The sequence below is a fragment of the Microbacterium sp. JZ31 genome, from assembly GCF_016805985.1.
Taxonomy (GTDB): Bacteria; Actinomycetota; Actinomycetes; order Actinomycetales; family Microbacteriaceae; genus Microbacterium.
On the sequence record NZ_CP017661.1, the window covers coordinates 2,972,334 to 2,987,553 of the forward strand.

A 15,220-nucleotide genomic window follows, 5' to 3' on the forward strand; every position below is an offset into this window, starting at 1 on the left:
TCAGCTGACGGAGTGCGTCAGGGTCGCCTGGTAGGTGCCCGCCTTGGCGGTCTTCGGGACGGTGAGGGAGACCGAGGCTCCCCAGGAGGCCTGGTTGTTGCCGGCCGGATCGGTGACCGTCATCGAGGTACCGGAGAAGGTCGGCGTGACGGCGCTGTACGCCTCGGTGTCCGCGGACTGGATGTCCGTCGGGCTGTAGCTGAAGCCCTCGGCGGCGAAGGTGGCTCCGCCGGCGATCGGCGCGCCCTGCGCGTCGACGACGGCGAACCGGCTCAGGCTGACGGTCGCGGTCCAGCCGATGGCGTCGGACGTGGCGTCGGTCACCGTGACCGGCGCGAGCGTGCCCGAGGCGGATCCGCCGGGAGCGGCTGCGCTGAGCGACAGCTGCCCGGGAACGGTGACCGACAGCGCTCCGGCGTTCACCGTGACGGTCGTGGTGGTTCCATCCTCGGCCGCGACGGCAGAGCCGGCGGCGGCGAAAACGAGCAGGGAGGCGCCGGCGAGGGACAGCGCGAAGCGATGGGTGGTGCGCATACGGGTACTTTCTTCGACGTCCGCGCAGCCGCGGACGGGTGGGGAGGGTAGGCGCTGCACGCGCACCAGTCGGGGGTGGTTGCGGATCTCGGGTGATCCGCGCGCGGATGCAGCGCTTCGAACAATATTGAGGGCCCTAAGTGACCGGCAAAGCCCCTCCCATCTATCGGGATATCGGTCTTCCGGCGAGTCCGGACACCCGTCGATCCGCGAGTGCGTCCGCCCGTCACCGCGGGGCTCGCCGCGTCCCGCCGAAGAGGGCTATCGGGCGTCCTCGATGCGCCGCTAGCGTGGCCGCCATGTGGAACCAGCAGATCGACCCGCTCGGCCAGATCGCGCTTTCCGCACTCGTCGCGGCCGTGCCGATCCTCGTCTTCCTGCTGTGCCTGGTCGTGTTCAAGCTGAAGGGCGTCACGGCGGGAGTGATCGCGACCGTGCTGCAGATCGCGATCGCGGCGTGGCCCTTCGGGATGCCGGCCGGATCCATCGCGGGCGCCTCGCTCTCGGGCATTCTGACCGCCCTGTGGCCGATCGCGTACATCATCGTGATGGCCGTGTGGCTGTACCGGCTCACCGTCGCGAGCGGGCGCTTCGACGTCATCCGCGCGAGCATCGCCGGCGTCTCCCCCGACCAGCGCGTGCAGGTGCTGCTGATCAGCTTCGCGTTCGGTGGGTTCCTCGAGGGCGCCGCGGGGTTCGGCGTGCCGATCGCGATCTGCGCCGCCCTGCTCGTGCAGCTCGGATTCGGTCCCGTCAAGGCCGCGATGCTCTCGCTCGTGGCCAACGTCGCGGCGGGAGCGTACGGCGCGATCGGCATCCCTGTCATCGTCGGCGCCCAGGTCGGCGGCGTGGACCTCGCCCGCCTGTCGGTGCAGATGGTGGTGGTGCTGCAGATCCTGGCCCTGGCGACGCCGTTCCTGCTGGTGATCATCCTCGACGGGTGGCGCGGCGTGCGCGAGACGCTGCCGATGACCGCCGCGGTCAGCGTCGCGTTCAGCGCGAGTCAGGCCGCGATCCTGTGCTTCCTCGGTCCGGACCTGGCGGACATCGTCCCCGGGCTGCTCACGATGGCGGTCGTGTTCGCGGTGGGCAGGGGCTGGCGGCCACGCCGGATCTACCGCGAGCACGGCGCACCCGAGCCGTCGAGCGCCTCGCAGTCGTTCGGCGACGTCGTCGTGGCGTGGAGCCCGTTCTACATCCTGACCGGCGTGATCTTCGTGTGGAGCCTGCCCTGGTTCAAGTCGCTGTTCGCGGTCGACGGGCCGCTGTCGGGGCTCGTCGCGCGCGTGCCGATCCCGGGCGTGACGGGCGTGATCGTGCCGTACGGCGCCGACGACCCCCTGGCGACGGTGTGGGAGTGGACGCCCGTGAACGCGACGGGCACGGCCATCCTGATCTCGGTGCTCATCACGTTCCTCACCACGCCGCAGCTGCGCTCGAGCACGCTGTGGCACGAGCTGCGCGAGACGCTGCGGTCGCTGTGGCAGCCGATCCTGCTCATCACGCTCGTGCTGATCCTGGCCAACGTCGCGAACTACTCGGGCGGGTCGACGGGCATCGGCACGGCGATCGCGGGGCTCGGCGCGATCTTCCCGCTGCTGGCGCCCGTGATCGGCTGGTTCGGCGTCTTCATCACCGGATCGGTCGTCAACAACAACACGCTGTTCGCCGGCCTGCAGTCCGTGACGGGGAACGGGATCGGGGTGGATCCGACGCTGCTTGTCGCGGCGAACACGTCGGGCGGCGCCGTGGCGAAGCTCGTCTCGCCGCAGTCCATCGCGATCGCGGCCGGAGCCGTGGGCCTCACCGGTCGCGAGGGCGAGATCCTGCGCGCCGTGATCGGCTGGAGCCTGGCCATGCTGGCCGTGGTGTGCGTGTGGGTGATGCTGCTGTCTCTCGTCGTGCCGTACGCGGGATGACCCGCCGCAGGTCGACCGGAGCGCGGCCCCGGCAGCCCATAGGGTGATCGCCATGAGCCAGCCCCGTTCCGGGATGCCGCTTCGCGACCATCGCATCCATCGCTACGTCAATGCGTTCTGCCCCCGATGCCACGAGGAGGATCCGGATCGCCCCCTCGCGGACGTGCGCAGGCTGTCGGGGTGGCTCGCCGATCGCGACGGCACGATCTGGCTCGAGCGCGGCTGCCCCGAGCACGGCCTGATCCGCACGCTGTACGACGAGTCCGCGGAGATCCTGACCTACCTGGAGCAGTGGACCGCGCCGACCAAGGTGCACACGCCCGACGTGATGGGCAACTTCAAGCCGGTGCCGTCCGCGTACGAGGACGGCCTGCCGGAGATGCAGACGCAGCACACCTGCATCCTGCTCGAGGACATCACCGACCACTGCAACCTGCGCTGCCCCACGTGCTTCGCCGAGTCGAGCCCGGCGGCGAGCGCGGTCGCGCCGCTGGCCGAGGTGCTCGCGTCCGTCGACGCGCGCCTGGCGAGGGAGAACGGGCGCATCGACGTGCTGATGCTCTCGGGCGGCGAGCCGACGCTGTACCCCTGGCTGGAGCAGCTGCTCGAGCACCTCGTCGCGCGCGCGGTGGTGCGCATCCTGATCAACTCGAACGGACTGCGGATCGCGCAGGACGACGCGTTCGTCGAGGTGCTCAGGAAGCATCGGCAGCGCGTCGAGATCTACCTGCAGTACGACGGGGAGTCGAAGGAGGCCTCCGCCTATCACCGCGGCGCCGACATCCGGCGGTTCAAGGAGCGCGCGCTCGAGCGCCTCTCGGCCGCCGGGGTGTTCACGACCCTCACCATGACGGCAGCGCTCGGGGTGAACGACGACGAGATCGGGGCGGTGATCCGCCGGGCGATGGACACGCCGTTCGTGGGCGGCGTGACCATCCAGCCGGTGTTCGGATCCGGACGCTCGGCCGGCATCGATCCGGATGACCGGCTCACGCACACGGGCGTGCTGGCGCGCCTCGGTCCGCAGACCGGCGGCACCGTGACGTGGCGCGACCTCACCGCCCTGCCCTGCAGCCATCCGCACTGCTGCTCGGTCGGCTACCTGCTCAAGGACGACGCGGGTGAGTGGAAGTCCCTGGTCGGGCTCATCGGCCACGACCGGCTCAAGGAGTTCCTCGAGCTGGAGCCGGATCTCATCGCGAACCGGATCGCCGACTCCGGCGTCAACAGGAAGATCCGCGAGGTCGTGAAGACCTCCCTGCTGGATCTGCTCAGCGAGCAGTCATCGCTGTCGCACCCGTCGATGGTCGACATCTGGAAGGACATCTGCGCGAGCTGCGATCTCGGCATCGGCACGCTCGCGACGCTCGCCGCTTCGCAGCTGCCCGGCCAGCATCAGCGCCTGCGGAAGATGATGGGAGAGCGCGTGAAGCGCATCACGATCAAGCCCTTCATGGACATCAACACGATGATCGAGGAGCGGCTGACGCAGTGCTGCGTGCATGTCGCGACCGTGAACGAGACCACCGACGCGCACCAGTGCGCACCGTTCTGCGCGGTGCAGGCGTGGGCGCCGCTGGGCCGGACCCGGCTGTCGACCGCCACCGGATCGCGAGAGCCCGCCGAACGCCTCGGCGACGTCCGCGCGACCGGCGGTCGCACGGCGCTGCCGGTGATCGCATGACATCGGCCCACGAGGGGCTCAACCGGTACGACCCTCGGGTCGGCGACCCGACCCCGGCGTTCGATCCGCTCAAGCTGTGCGTCTTCACGACGGTCGCGCTCATCACGTGCGTGCTCGGCCCCGTCGCGCTGCTGGCGTTCAGCGGCGTGGCGATCGCCGGCTACGTGCGGGCGCGGCGCGCGGGGCTGCTGCGGTCGAAGTGCCGGCTCGGCGACACGCGACTGGTGCTGCTGTACCTGTCGGTGATCGCGCTGCTCGCGACCGCGGCGATCCCATTCTGGGTGATGCTCTGGATCCGGATCCTGGCGGGCTGACGTGTTCCCGACACTGCAGGACCTCGCGGCCTGGCTGCCGCCGTTCGACACGCACTCGGCGTTCGTCGCCCTCGGCCTGCTCGCGGCGGGGGTCGTGTTCCTCGTCGAGAAGCGCCGCCGCGGCGTGACCGACTACCGCGTCTGGTACCTCGTGCTCGGCGCCCTGGCGGGCGCGGCCCTCCTGGCGCGCCTGGGGACCTGGGCCCAGCACCTCGATCCGACGCAGAACCTGAGCCTGGTCGAGCAGCTGTCGTACGGCAACGCGTCCATGCTGTCGGCGCTGGTCGGCGCGTGGCTCGGCGTGCACGTCGCGAAGCGCATCGTGCGGTACCCGCATCGCACCGGCGACCTGTTCGCCCCGGCGGTCGCGCTCGCGATGGCGATCGGCCGGATCGGATGCCTGCTCACCGAGAAGCCCGGCACGCCGACCGGCTCCGGCTGGGGCGTCGTCCTCGACGCCGATGCCGCGGCGTACACGGGCGGCCCGGCCGGCGTGCCGCTGCATCCGAGCTTCGTCTACGAGATCGCCTTCCATGCCGCGGCGTTCGCGCTGCTGTGGTTCTGGCTGCGGCGGCGCGACATCGCGCCGGGCGAGACGCTGACGCTGTACATCGCCGCGTACGGCACCTTCCGCTTCCTCGTGGAGTTCGTGCGCGGCAACGAGATCGCCTGGCTGGGACTCACGCGCCCGCAGCTGTTCCTGCTGGTGACGATGCCCCTCCTGTTCGCCCGGATCGCCTGGATGATCCGCACCGGGCGCTTCCACGCCCCCGCCCCCGCGCTCACGTCGGAGAGGACGACCGCACATGAACAGCACGCCTGAGCAGCCTGGGCAGGAGCCGGAGCACTCCGAGCCGCAGCCCGAGCGTCCCGCGCCGCAGGCGCCGCAGCCGCCCCAGCCGCCGCAGCCGTACCCGGAGCAGCCGCCGCACCCGCAGCAGCCGCCCCAGCCGTACCCGCAGCAGCCGCCGCACCCGCAGCAGCCGTACCTTCCGCCCGGGACGACGCCTCCGGGGGCGACGCCGGGACCGCAGCCGCAACCCTACGGTGCGCCGCCCGCGCCCCCGCGGCAGCTCGGCGGGCTGAAGTTCGGCACATGGGTCGGCATCGGCGTCCTCGGCGGTGTCGTGCTGTCGGTCGGCTCGTTCCTGCTGGGCATCTTCGTGGTGAGCGGCCCGTTCGGCATCGGCCAGCTCAGCTGGGCGCCGTGGATCCTGGTGGGCCTGGCGGGCGTCGTCCTGATCTTCTTCCCTCGCACGCGCGGGCTGGCCACGGGGCTGCTGATCAGCGTCGCCGCGGCGCCGATCGTGCTGATCGGCGTCTGCTTCGTCGTGATCGCGGCGCCCCCGCTGATGATGTAGCCCGACGCCGCAGGGCTCAGCCCCGCAGCAGCGCCCGCAGCGCGTCGATCGTGTCGGCCTCGACGGCGCGCTTGTCACAGCGGTACGACTTGACGCGCGCGAAGCGCAGCGCGACGCCGCCGGGGTAGCGCGACGAGCGCTGGACGCCGTCGATCGCGATCTCCACCACGGTCTCGGGGCGCACATGCACGGCGGACGCGGTGCGGTGGGTCTCGATCGTCGGGAAGTGCTCGGTCTGCCAGCGCAGCGTCGCGTCGGTCATCCCCTTGAAGGTCTTCCCGACCATCACGAAGCCGCCGGGCTCTCCGAAGGCGCCATCCGGATCCCGTGCACCGAGGTGCAGGTTCGACAGCATGCCGCTGCGCCGGCCCGATCCCCATTCGACCGCGAGCACGACGAGGTCGAATGTGAGCACGGGCTTCACCTTGAGCCACCCCTTGCCGCGACGGCCGGCGGTGTAGGGCGAGTCGATCGCCTTCACCATCACGCCCTCGTGGCCCGCGGCGAGCGCGCCACGGGCGAACTCCTCGGCCGCTTCCGGATCCGCCGTCACGATGCCGGGCATACGGAGGTCGCCGACCACGCGCTCCAGCGTCTCGAGCCGCGCGCGCAGCGGCTCGTCGATCAGGTCGCGTCCGTCGACGTGCAGGATGTCGAAGAACCACGGACGCAGCGCGATGGCGGCGGCGGTCTCGGACCCGAAGCGCGCCATCGTGTCCTGGAACGGGCGCGGCGATCCGTCGTCGTCGAGCGAGAGCGTCTCGCCGTCGAGGATCAGGCGTTCGGCGGGCAGCGCCCGCACGGCGTCGACGAGCTCCGGCACGCGATGCGTCACGTCCGCGAGGCTGCGCGTGTAGACCCCCACGTCCTCGCCGTCCGGCCGCGTGCGGTCCAGATGCACCTGGATGCGGGCGCCGTCGAGCTTGTACTCGACCGACACGTCGGTGCCGACCGCCGTCATCGCGGCGGCCACCGACGACGCGGTCGAGGCGAGCATGGGCTGCACGGGCCGGCCGACACGCAGGCCGACGTCGGCGAGATCGTCGGCCGAGCCGGTCAGCGCGATGCCCGCGGTCTCCCCGAGGTCGCCCGAGAGCATCGCCGCCCGCCGCACGGTCGCACCGTCGCGCTCGGCCGCCCTCGCGATCGCGTCGAGCAGCACCCCCTCGAGCGCGCCCGTGCGCAGCTCGCCCAGGATCACGCGCACCACGAAGTCCCACTCGGGCCCGGTCGCACGCCGCGCGAGCGTCTCGAGCGCACGTCGTCGCGCGTCAGTCGATCCGGCGCCCGCCGTGGCGGCCAGCCGGTCGAGCGCCGCGTCGACGTCGAGCACGCTCAGAGTCGGGGCATCGGCGTGCTCGACCGCGAGGTTCGACAGGCCCCGCCAGCCGACGCCGAGGCGTCCCTGTCGCGGACTCGCCGTCAGGAAGCCGATCGCGGGCGCGATCTCCTCCGCGTCGAGCTCCCGCAGCACGCCGGCGAGCGCCGCCACCTTCTGCAGCCGGGACGATGTCGCGGCGACGGCCTCGGTCGCGGTCACGAGCTCGCTCAGCAGCATGGGGTTCATTGTGCCCCGCGGCGCCGACACCCGCGCCGGGCTTGACGCGGCCCCGCCCACGACAGCACGCGGGCCCCGCGCTCCTCGCTCAGACCGTGAGCAGCACCTTGGTGGCGCGGCGCTCGTCCATCGCGCGATAGCCCTCCGCCGCGTCCTCGAGCGGGAGCGTCAGGTCGAAGACCTTGCCCGGGTCGATCCGGCGGTCCCAGATCAGCTGGATGAGCTCGGGCAGGAACCGGCGCACGGGCGCCGGGCCGCCGTGCAGGTGCACGCCGGAGAAGAACAGCGAGAGCCCGTCGAGCGTGACGCCGTGCGAGACGCCGACGTAGCCGACGTGCCCGCCGGGACGCGTCGCCTTGATCGCCTGCATCATCGCCTCCTGCGTGCCGACGGCCTCGATCACCGAGTGCGCGCCGTAGCCGCCCGTGAGCTCCTTGATGCGGGCGACGCCCTCCTCGCCGCGCTCCTCGACGATGTCGGTCGCGCCGAACTCGCGGGCGAGCGCCTGCCGGCCCGCGTGCCGGCTCATCGCGATGATCCGCTCGGCGCCGAGCTGCTTCGCAGCGAGGATGCCGAGCAGGCCCACCGCGCCGTCGCCGACGACCGCCACGGTCTTGCCCGGTCCCGCCTCGGCCGCCACGGCGGCGAACCAGCCGGTGCCCAGCACGTCGGACGCGGCGAGCAGCGAAGGGATGAGATCGGCGTCGGGCTGGTCGGGCGTCGCGACGAGCGTGCCGTCGGCGAGCGGGATGCGCGCGTACTCGGCCTGCGTGCCGATCGCGCCCATGGGCTTGGCGTGGATGCAGCGCGACTGGTAGCCGGCCTGGCAGATCTCGCACGTGTTGTCGGAGGCGAAGAACGATCCGACCACGAAGTCTCCGACCTCGAGGGTCTTCACGTCCGCGCCGATCTCGGTCACGACGCCGACGTACTCGTGGCCCATCGGCGCCTTGTCGATGGACTCCACACCGCGATAGGACCAGAGGTCGGATCCGCAGATGCAGGATGCCGCGAGGCGGATGATCGCGTCCGTCGGCTCGACGATCGCGGGGTTCTCGCGATCCTCCACCCGGACGTCGCCGGGTGCGTGCATGATGACTCCGCGCATGCTGAATCTCCTTGTCGGACGAGGCTGGTGCTGACGACATCCAGTCTGCTCCCGATCCTCTCCCGAGCCGGGATCCGACTCCGCCGAGCGCCTGCGGCTGCTCGCGTCGTGGGGCGCGCGGCAGCCGGCCACGACTCCGGGTGTGTGACGGGAGGCCCGCGGTGTCCGCCCTGACGCGTGAGCGGGCGCTTGGCAACCCCATCCCGCGAGCGGGCGAAGATCCGTATCGTCGCGCACATGGCCACCCATGCGCATGATGTCGTGATCGTCGGCGGCGGCAACGGCGGGATCGCCGCCGCCGCGCAGCTGCTCCGAAGGGGAGCCTCGGACGTCGCGCTGGTCGATCCCGCCGCGGACCACGTCTACAAGCCACTGCAGAACTACGTCGGCACCGGGCTCGCGGCCCCGTCGGCGCTCACGAAGCCGCAGGCGGACGTCATCCCGGACGGCGTGCACTGGTACCGGTCGGCCGCGACGCGCGTCGACGGCGCGGCACGGCGGGTCGAGCTCGCCGACGGGACCGAGCTGCGCGCGGCGGATCTCGTGATCGCCTGCGGCGCGCTCACCGACTGGGACGCGCTGCCCGGCGCCGTCGCCGCGCTCGACAGCGGCCACGCGTGCACGACGTTCGAGCGCGACCGCCTCGAGGACACGTGGGATCGGATCCGCTCACTGACCTCGGGACGGGCCGTGTTCACGCTGCACGAGCAGCCGGCATCCGGACGCGAGACCGCGCTCAAGCCGCTGTTCCTGGCGTGCGACCACTGGCGCCGGCGCGGCGTTCTGAAGCACATCGAGGTGCGCCTGCTGCACGACGGCGACCGCCTCCACCCCGTCGAGCCGCTCGAGGCGGAGATCCGCCGGCACCTCGACGCGTACGGCATCGAGCTCACGCTCGGCGCGCGCGTGACGGGCGTTGAGGGCCGCACCGTCACGGTGGAGCGGCAGGGTCGAGGCGAGGAGGTCCAGACCGATCTGCTGCATCTGCTGCCGCCGTACAAGGCGCCCGACCTCATCCGCGAGTCCGGTCTCGACGAGCCCGGCACCGGCGGGTTCGCCGCGGTCGATCCGCTGACGCTCCGCCACCCGAAGCATCCGCGCGTGTGGTGCATCGGCGACGCGGCGGACCTCGGGGACGCCCGCACCGGCGGGGCGCTCCGCCACCAGGTGCAGACCCTGGTCGAGAACATCGCGAACCGCCGCATGGGACGGCCGCTGGCACCCTACGACGGGTACACCGTCGCGCCCATCACGACGTCGCGCCGCTCGCTCAGCTTCGGCGAGTACGACAGCCGCACGCACGAGGTGCGCCGCACCACGGGCATCCTGGACAACATCCGCTCGCGGCCATGGTGGTACGCGCTCGATCGCTACGTCCTGCCGCGCATCTACTGGCACGGCATCCTGAAGGGCCGGGTCTGACGGGCTGATCGGGCGCCCCGACCGGGGGCACGGTGCCCGCCCGGCCCGCGCCCGCGCCGCTTCAGCGCCGCTTCAGCGCCGCTCCGCCACACTGGACGCATGCGGGTGCTGGTTGTCGACGACGAGGTGCGCCTCGCCGAGGGCCTGCGTCGGGGCCTGGAGGCCGAGGGCTTCGCGGTCGACGTCGCACACAACGGCGTCGACGGGCTGTGGCGCGCGAGAGAGACGGCGTACGACGCGATCGCGCTCGATCTGATGATGCCCGGCATGAGCGGGTGGAAGGTCTGCGCGGCGCTGCGCGAGGAGGGCAACTGGACGCCCGTGCTGATGCTGACGGCCAAGGACGGCGAGTGGGATCAGCTCGAGGCGTTCGAGAACGGCGCGGACGACTATGTCACGAAGCCGTTCTCCTTCGCGGTGCTGGTGGCGCGGCTGCGCGCCCTGATCCGGCGCGGGGCCGTGGAGCGCCCCGTCGCGCACCGGGCGGGCGACCTGACCGTGGATCCCGGATCGCGGCGCGTGTGGCGCGGTGACACGGAGGTCTCGCTCACGGCGCGCGAGTTCGCCGTGCTCGAGCACCTGATCCGGCACCGCGGCGACGTGGTCTCCAAGCGCGACCTGATCGCCGGGGTGTGGAACGACGACTTCGAGGGCGACCCGAACATCGTCGAGGTGTACGTGGGTCACCTGCGCCGCAAGCTCGACCGCCCCTTCGGGCGCACCGCGATCGAGACGATCCGCGGCGCGGGCTACCGTCTGGCTGCCGATGGCGGCTAGGCGCGCGTTCCGCTCCGTCCGCGCGCGGACCACGCTGGGCGCCACGATCGTGGTCGCGGTCGCTCTGATCCTGGGCGCCGTGACGTTCTTCCTCGTGCTGCGCGACAGCGTGCTGTCCTCGGTCGAGGGCACCGCGCAGACGCGCGCCCAGCAGCTCGCGGACGCCGTGAACGAGGGCGGCCTCGGCGTGATCGCGGCCCTGGACGACGAGCTCGTGCAGGTCGTCGACGACGCCGGCACGATCCTGGCGACCGCCGACGAGGTGGCCGAGGTGAGGCTGCCGCCCGTCCGCGAGCCGACGATCGCCGACGTGGACGGGGAACCGGTCCTGCTGGTCTCCGAGGACGCAGGGGACGACCCCAGCGTGGTCGTCGGTGTGGCGATCGACGACCAGCTGGAGACGCTGTCGACGGTCACGGTCCTGCTCGGCGTCGCGGTCCCGCTCGTCGCGATCCTCGTCGCGGTGACCACCTGGGTCGTGAGCGGGCGAGCGCTGTGGCCGGTCACCCGGATCCGCCGGGAGGTCGATGACATCACGGCCGAGCGGCTGGATCGGCGCGTGCCCGTGCCGGGTACGGGCGACGAGATCGCGGCGCTCGCGGTGACCATGAACGGGATGCTCGACCGGCTCGACCGATCCGCGCGGGCGCAGCGGGCGTTCGTGTCCGACGCGTCGCACGAGCTGCGCTCCCCGCTCGCGACGATGCGGCAGCACGCCGAGATCGCCCTGGCACACCCGCAGAGCACCTCGGTGGAGGAGCTCGCCGAGGTCGTGCACGAGGAGGGACTGCGCCTGCAGGGCATCGTCGACGCGCTGCTGCTGCTGGCGCGGCTCGGGGAGGGCGCGCACGAGGCGACCGAGGCGGTCGACCTCGACGATCTCGCCCTCGCCGAGGTCGCGCGGCTGCGGGCGCAGGGCCTGCAGGTCGACGCCGCCGGCATCGGCGCGGCGCGGGCGGCGGGCAGCGCGCGGCTGTTCGGTCAGCTGCTGCGGAACCTCTGCGACAACGCGGCCCGGCATGCGCGCGGCCGCGTCGCGATCGCGACCCGCGCGCAGGGCGGTCGCGTCATCCTGAGCGTCGAGGACGACGGGACGGGCGTCCCGCCGGCCGAGCGCGAGCGCATCTTCGAGCGCTTCGTCCGCCTCGACGAAGCCCGCGCACGGGACGCCGGCGGCAGCGGACTGGGCCTCGCGATCGTCGGCGGCATCGCCGACGCCGCCGGCGGCTCCGTGTCGGTGGATGAGTCGCGGTGGGGCGGCGCGCGCTTCACGATCACGCTGCCCGCGGCATCCTGAAGACGCCTTCAGCACGCTTCAGGGCCGCTTCAGCACCCGCGCGACACGATCGGCACATGAGCGATAACGACACGAACAACCCGCAGCCCATCCCCGCCGAGCCGCAGCAGCCCACGGCCGCCGAACCGCAGCACCCCGCGGCCGCCGAGCCCGCGCAGGAGAGCGCGCCGAAGCCGCGCCGCCGGCGCGGTCTCCTGATCGCGGGCGGCGTGGTGGCCGCCGCTCTGCTCGTCGGAGGCGGTGTCGCGGCCGGCGCCGCACTCGAGGACGCGGATGACGACGACCGCGCCGAAGCGTCTTCGCAGCAGGCGGCGGGCTCCGACGACGCGGACTCGGACGACGCATCGGACGGCGCATCGGACGACTCCGGCTCGGACGGCTCAGGAACCGACGACTCCGCGACCGACGACGCGTCAAACGACTCCGGCAGCGACGACTCCGGAACCGGCACCGCCGCGGCGCGCGGCAGCGACTCGGCCGAGGAGATCACCGCGATCGCGGACGCGGCCTCCGGGGCCGCGGAGGGCGACGTGGTCGACATCGACGCCAAGCGCGACGGCTCGTGGGAGGTCAAGCTCGAGACCGCGGGCGGCGACGAGAGCGAGGTGCGCGTCGCGTCCGACGGAAGCACGCGCGTCATCGAGACCGAGAACGCCGGATCCGACGATCGCGGCCCCGAGAACGTCCTCGACGCCGACACCATCGCCGCGCTCGTGGATGCGGCACTGGCCGACACGGCCGGCACGATCCTCGAGCTCGACAGCGGCGACGGCTCGACGCCCTACGACGTCACCGTCCTCGCAACCGACGGCACCACGGTCGAGCTGGAGCTCGGCGCGGACTTCACGATCACCGCCCGCGACACCGACGACTGACGCACTCCGAACGCCCGACGCCGAGAGCCCCGCATGCCGTGCGGGGCTCTCTTGCGCCGTCAGCGCTCGTCGTTGGCCCTCGCGGCACGGGCTCCGACGGCCGCGCCCCGCAGCGCGAACGCGAGCATCGCGATCGCACCGACGAGCACCGAGATGATCACCACCGGAAGCGGCACCGGAAGCAGTGCGGGAACGGCGCTGGCGATCGCGCACCATCCGGCGATCTCCGTCAGACGCTTGGCAGCCCGGTGCGCGGCGAGCCATGCCGCGTCGCTCGACATCGTCACGGGGAGGCGGATTCCCGCGACGTGATTGCGCTGCAGCCGGCCGTCGGCGGCGGCGCGTGCCATCCACAGCATCAGGGCACCGCAACCCCACATCGCCACGAGGAGGACCACCCGGGCGACGAGTTCCTGCTGCATGCCCCCAGGCTAACGAGGGCCCTCGACGCGGACGCGACGACGTGGGCGCCGCGTTCGCCTCAGTCGCGGCGGCGCCGCTCGATCAGCACGGTGTCACGCCACTCACCCGCGCGCGGACCGAGCTGCGCCTGCGCGATCCGCTCTCGGCGCCCCACTTCCCGGAAGCCGGCCGCTTCGTGCAGCCGCAGGCTCGCAACGTTCTCGGGGAAGATCGACGACTGGATCGTCCAGAACCCGGCCTCATCGGCCGCCTCGACGAACGCTTCGAGCAGGATGCGCCCGACACCTCGCCCGCGGGCCTCGGCGGCGATGTAGATCGAGTGCTCGATCACGCCCCGGTAGACCGCGCGGACCGAGACCTGCGATGCGGCTGCCCACCCCAGGATGCGATCCGTCTCGTCCACGGCGACCAGGCGCGGCTTGGGTAGCCTCCCCGCGTCGAACGCCTTCCACGACGGCGGCTCCGTCTCGAACGTCGCCTCGCCGGTGTCGATCCCCTCCCGGTAGATCCGCTCGACGATCGGCCAGTCCGCGGTGGTCATCAAACGGGTCCGGATCATATGTCCCATTCTCGTCCTGATCAGCACTCGCCGGAGACGCACGTCGGGCCCGCCACGCGACGACGGTCACTGTCCCGCCGAGGGCTGCTCGACCGGCACGTACGAGACGCGCACGCCCGCCACGCGGCGCCGGTCGAGCTCGACGACCTGGATGGTGGCTCCGGAGACCTCGACGACGTCCCCGACCAGCGCCAGCCGGCCGAGCTGCTCGATGACGAATCCCGCGATCGTGTCTGATGCGCCGCGCGGCAGCGTCAGCCCGGTCAGCTCCTCGAAGTCCTGCAGGTTGAGACGGCCGTCCAGCGTCCCGCCCGCGGAGGCGGGATCGACCGCCGTGTCGTACTCGTCGAAGATCTCGCCGACGACTTCCTCCACCAGGTCCTCGAGCGTCACGATGCCGTCGGTTCCGCCGTACTCGTCCACGACGACCGCGATGTGATGACCATCCGCGCGCATGCCGGTGAGCGCCGGCAGCACGCCGGCCGTCGAGGGGAGGTACGAGATGGGACGGCTCAGACGCTCGACGGGGCGGTCGGGATCGACGGATGCGGCCTCGAAGAGGTCGCGCACGTGGAAGAACCCGGTGATGTCGTCGATCGACTTGTCGACGACGGGGTAGCGCGAGAACGGCAGGTCGCGCACGAGCGCGACCGCGTCGGCGACGGTCGCCGTCTCGTCGATCGAGACCACCTCGGGGCGCGGCCGCATGACCTCGCTCACCTGGCGGCCGCGCAGCGACAGCACGTCGTCGAGGATCCGCCGCTGGTCGTCGGGCAGCCCCTGATGGGTCGCGACGATGTCGCGGATCTCCTCCTCGCTGAGCTCGTCCGCGGTCTTGTGCGGGTCGCCGCCGAGCACGCGCACGAGCGCGTTCGTCGAGACGGACAGCAGCCAGATCACGGGCCTCATGATCTTCGCGAAGCCGTTGAGCACCGGTGCGACGGCGTACGCGAACTGCGCGTTGCGCTGGATCGCGAGGCGCTTGGGCGCCAGCTCGCCCAGCACCAGCGAGAGGTAGGCGATGACGAGCGTCAGCAGCACGGTCGCGAGCGTCATCGCCACCGCGTCCGGCACGCCCCACGACACGAACAGCGGGGCGACCGACGGCGCGATGGACGTCGCGCCGTAGGCCGCGGACGCGAAGCCCGCCACGGTCACGCCGATCTGCACGGCCGAGAGGAAGGTGTTCGGGTTGCGGGCGAGGCTCGCGACCTTCGCTCCGCGGCGACCGCGCGCCGCGATCGCGTTGATCTGGCTCTCACGGAGCGTGACCAGCGCCATCTCCGTCGCGGCGAACACTCCGCCAACGAGCACGAAGACGATGACGAGCACGATGTTCCACAGGAGGTCGGTCATCGGACGTCGCCTCCCCGCTCGTCCGAGGGGGTG

Annotated in this window: 15 protein-coding genes; 9 read left to right on the forward strand and 6 right to left on the reverse strand. The window is 72.0% G+C overall.

Annotation, left to right across the window (positions count from 1 at the left end):
- Positions 1–534 carry a WxL domain-containing protein gene (locus tag BJP60_RS14105; RefSeq protein WP_203136485.1) on the reverse strand — a complete coding sequence of 178 codons (534 nt, stop codon included), beginning with the start codon at positions 532–534 and terminating at the stop codon, positions 1–3.
- Positions 535–833: 299 nt separating this feature from the next.
- On the opposite strand from BJP60_RS14105, the gene BJP60_RS14110 reads away from it, so the two are divergent.
- Genes BJP60_RS14110 through BJP60_RS14130 form a run of 5 tightly spaced genes read left to right on the forward strand, consistent with a single transcriptional unit; the run spans position 834 to position 5,812 of the window.
- A complete protein-coding gene (locus BJP60_RS14110) occupies positions 834–2,453 on the forward strand; it encodes an L-lactate permease (protein WP_203136486.1) in 1,620 nt (539 codons plus the stop codon).
- A gap of 52 nt (positions 2,454–2,505) precedes the next feature.
- Positions 2,506–4,137 (forward strand): radical SAM protein, encoded by a 1,632-nt coding sequence (locus BJP60_RS14115; protein WP_238439450.1) that lies wholly within the window; start codon positions 2,506–2,508, stop codon positions 4,135–4,137.
- The gene (locus BJP60_RS14120) at positions 4,134–4,451 is read left to right on the forward strand and encodes a hypothetical protein (RefSeq protein WP_203136488.1); all 318 of its coding nucleotides are present in this window, start codon (positions 4,134–4,136) and stop codon (positions 4,449–4,451) included. Before BJP60_RS14115 ends, BJP60_RS14120 begins: the two co-directional genes overlap by 4 nt.
- A gap of 1 nt (position 4,452) precedes the next feature.
- The gene (locus BJP60_RS14125; protein ID WP_203136490.1) at positions 4,453–5,274 is read left to right on the forward strand and encodes a prolipoprotein diacylglyceryl transferase; all 822 of its coding nucleotides are present in this window, start codon (positions 4,453–4,455) and stop codon (positions 5,272–5,274) included.
- Positions 5,258–5,812, forward strand: a complete 555-nt coding sequence (locus BJP60_RS14130) for a hypothetical protein (protein ID WP_203136491.1) — start codon at positions 5,258–5,260, stop codon at positions 5,810–5,812. The genes BJP60_RS14125 and BJP60_RS14130 overlap by 17 nt, the downstream gene beginning before the upstream one ends.
- A gap of 16 nt (positions 5,813–5,828) precedes the next feature.
- On the opposite strand, the gene BJP60_RS14135 is transcribed toward BJP60_RS14130, so the two are convergent.
- Complete coding sequence (locus tag BJP60_RS14135) at positions 5,829–7,370, reverse strand: ATP-dependent DNA ligase (protein ID WP_203136493.1); 1,542 nt, start codon at positions 7,368–7,370, stop codon at positions 5,829–5,831.
- Positions 7,371–7,458: 88 nt separating this feature from the next.
- Entirely contained in the window at positions 7,459–8,478 is a 1,020-nt protein-coding gene (locus tag BJP60_RS14140) for a zinc-dependent alcohol dehydrogenase family protein (RefSeq protein WP_203136494.1), read from the reverse strand.
- Between the two features lie 237 nt (positions 8,479–8,715).
- Here BJP60_RS14140 and BJP60_RS14145 point away from each other — a divergent pair, with 237 nt between their 5' ends.
- The 4 genes from BJP60_RS14145 (at position 8,716) to BJP60_RS14160 (ending at position 12,849) form a co-directional block, all read left to right on the forward strand.
- The gene (locus BJP60_RS14145; protein ID WP_203136495.1) at positions 8,716–9,900 is read left to right on the forward strand and encodes an NAD(P)/FAD-dependent oxidoreductase; all 1,185 of its coding nucleotides are present in this window, start codon (positions 8,716–8,718) and stop codon (positions 9,898–9,900) included.
- Positions 9,901–9,999: 99 nt separating this feature from the next.
- Positions 10,000–10,677 carry a response regulator transcription factor gene (locus BJP60_RS14150; protein WP_203136496.1) on the forward strand — a complete coding sequence of 226 codons (678 nt, stop codon included), beginning with the start codon at positions 10,000–10,002 and terminating at the stop codon, positions 10,675–10,677.
- The gene (locus tag BJP60_RS14155) at positions 10,667–11,974 is read left to right on the forward strand and encodes a sensor histidine kinase (protein ID WP_203136497.1); all 1,308 of its coding nucleotides are present in this window, start codon (positions 10,667–10,669) and stop codon (positions 11,972–11,974) included. The genes BJP60_RS14150 and BJP60_RS14155 overlap by 11 nt, the downstream gene beginning before the upstream one ends.
- A 56-nt stretch (positions 11,975–12,030) precedes the next feature.
- On the forward strand, positions 12,031–12,849 hold the full coding sequence (locus tag BJP60_RS14160; protein WP_203136498.1) for a hypothetical protein: 819 nt from the start codon (positions 12,031–12,033) through the stop codon (positions 12,847–12,849).
- A gap of 59 nt (positions 12,850–12,908) precedes the next feature.
- Here BJP60_RS14160 and BJP60_RS14165 read toward each other — a convergent pair whose 3' ends face one another.
- The 3 genes from BJP60_RS14165 to BJP60_RS14175 form a co-directional block, all read right to left on the reverse strand.
- Complete coding sequence (locus BJP60_RS14165) at positions 12,909–13,271, reverse strand: SdpI family protein (protein ID WP_203136499.1); 363 nt, start codon at positions 13,269–13,271, stop codon at positions 12,909–12,911.
- Between the two features lie 59 nt (positions 13,272–13,330).
- Positions 13,331–13,813 (reverse strand): GNAT family N-acetyltransferase, encoded by a 483-nt coding sequence (locus BJP60_RS14170; protein WP_203136501.1) that lies wholly within the window; start codon positions 13,811–13,813, stop codon positions 13,331–13,333.
- An 84-nt stretch (positions 13,814–13,897) separates the two neighbouring features.
- Entirely contained in the window at positions 13,898–15,187 is a 1,290-nt protein-coding gene (locus BJP60_RS14175; RefSeq protein ID WP_203136503.1) for a hemolysin family protein, read from the reverse strand.
- Positions 15,188–15,220: the final 33 nt, after the last annotated feature.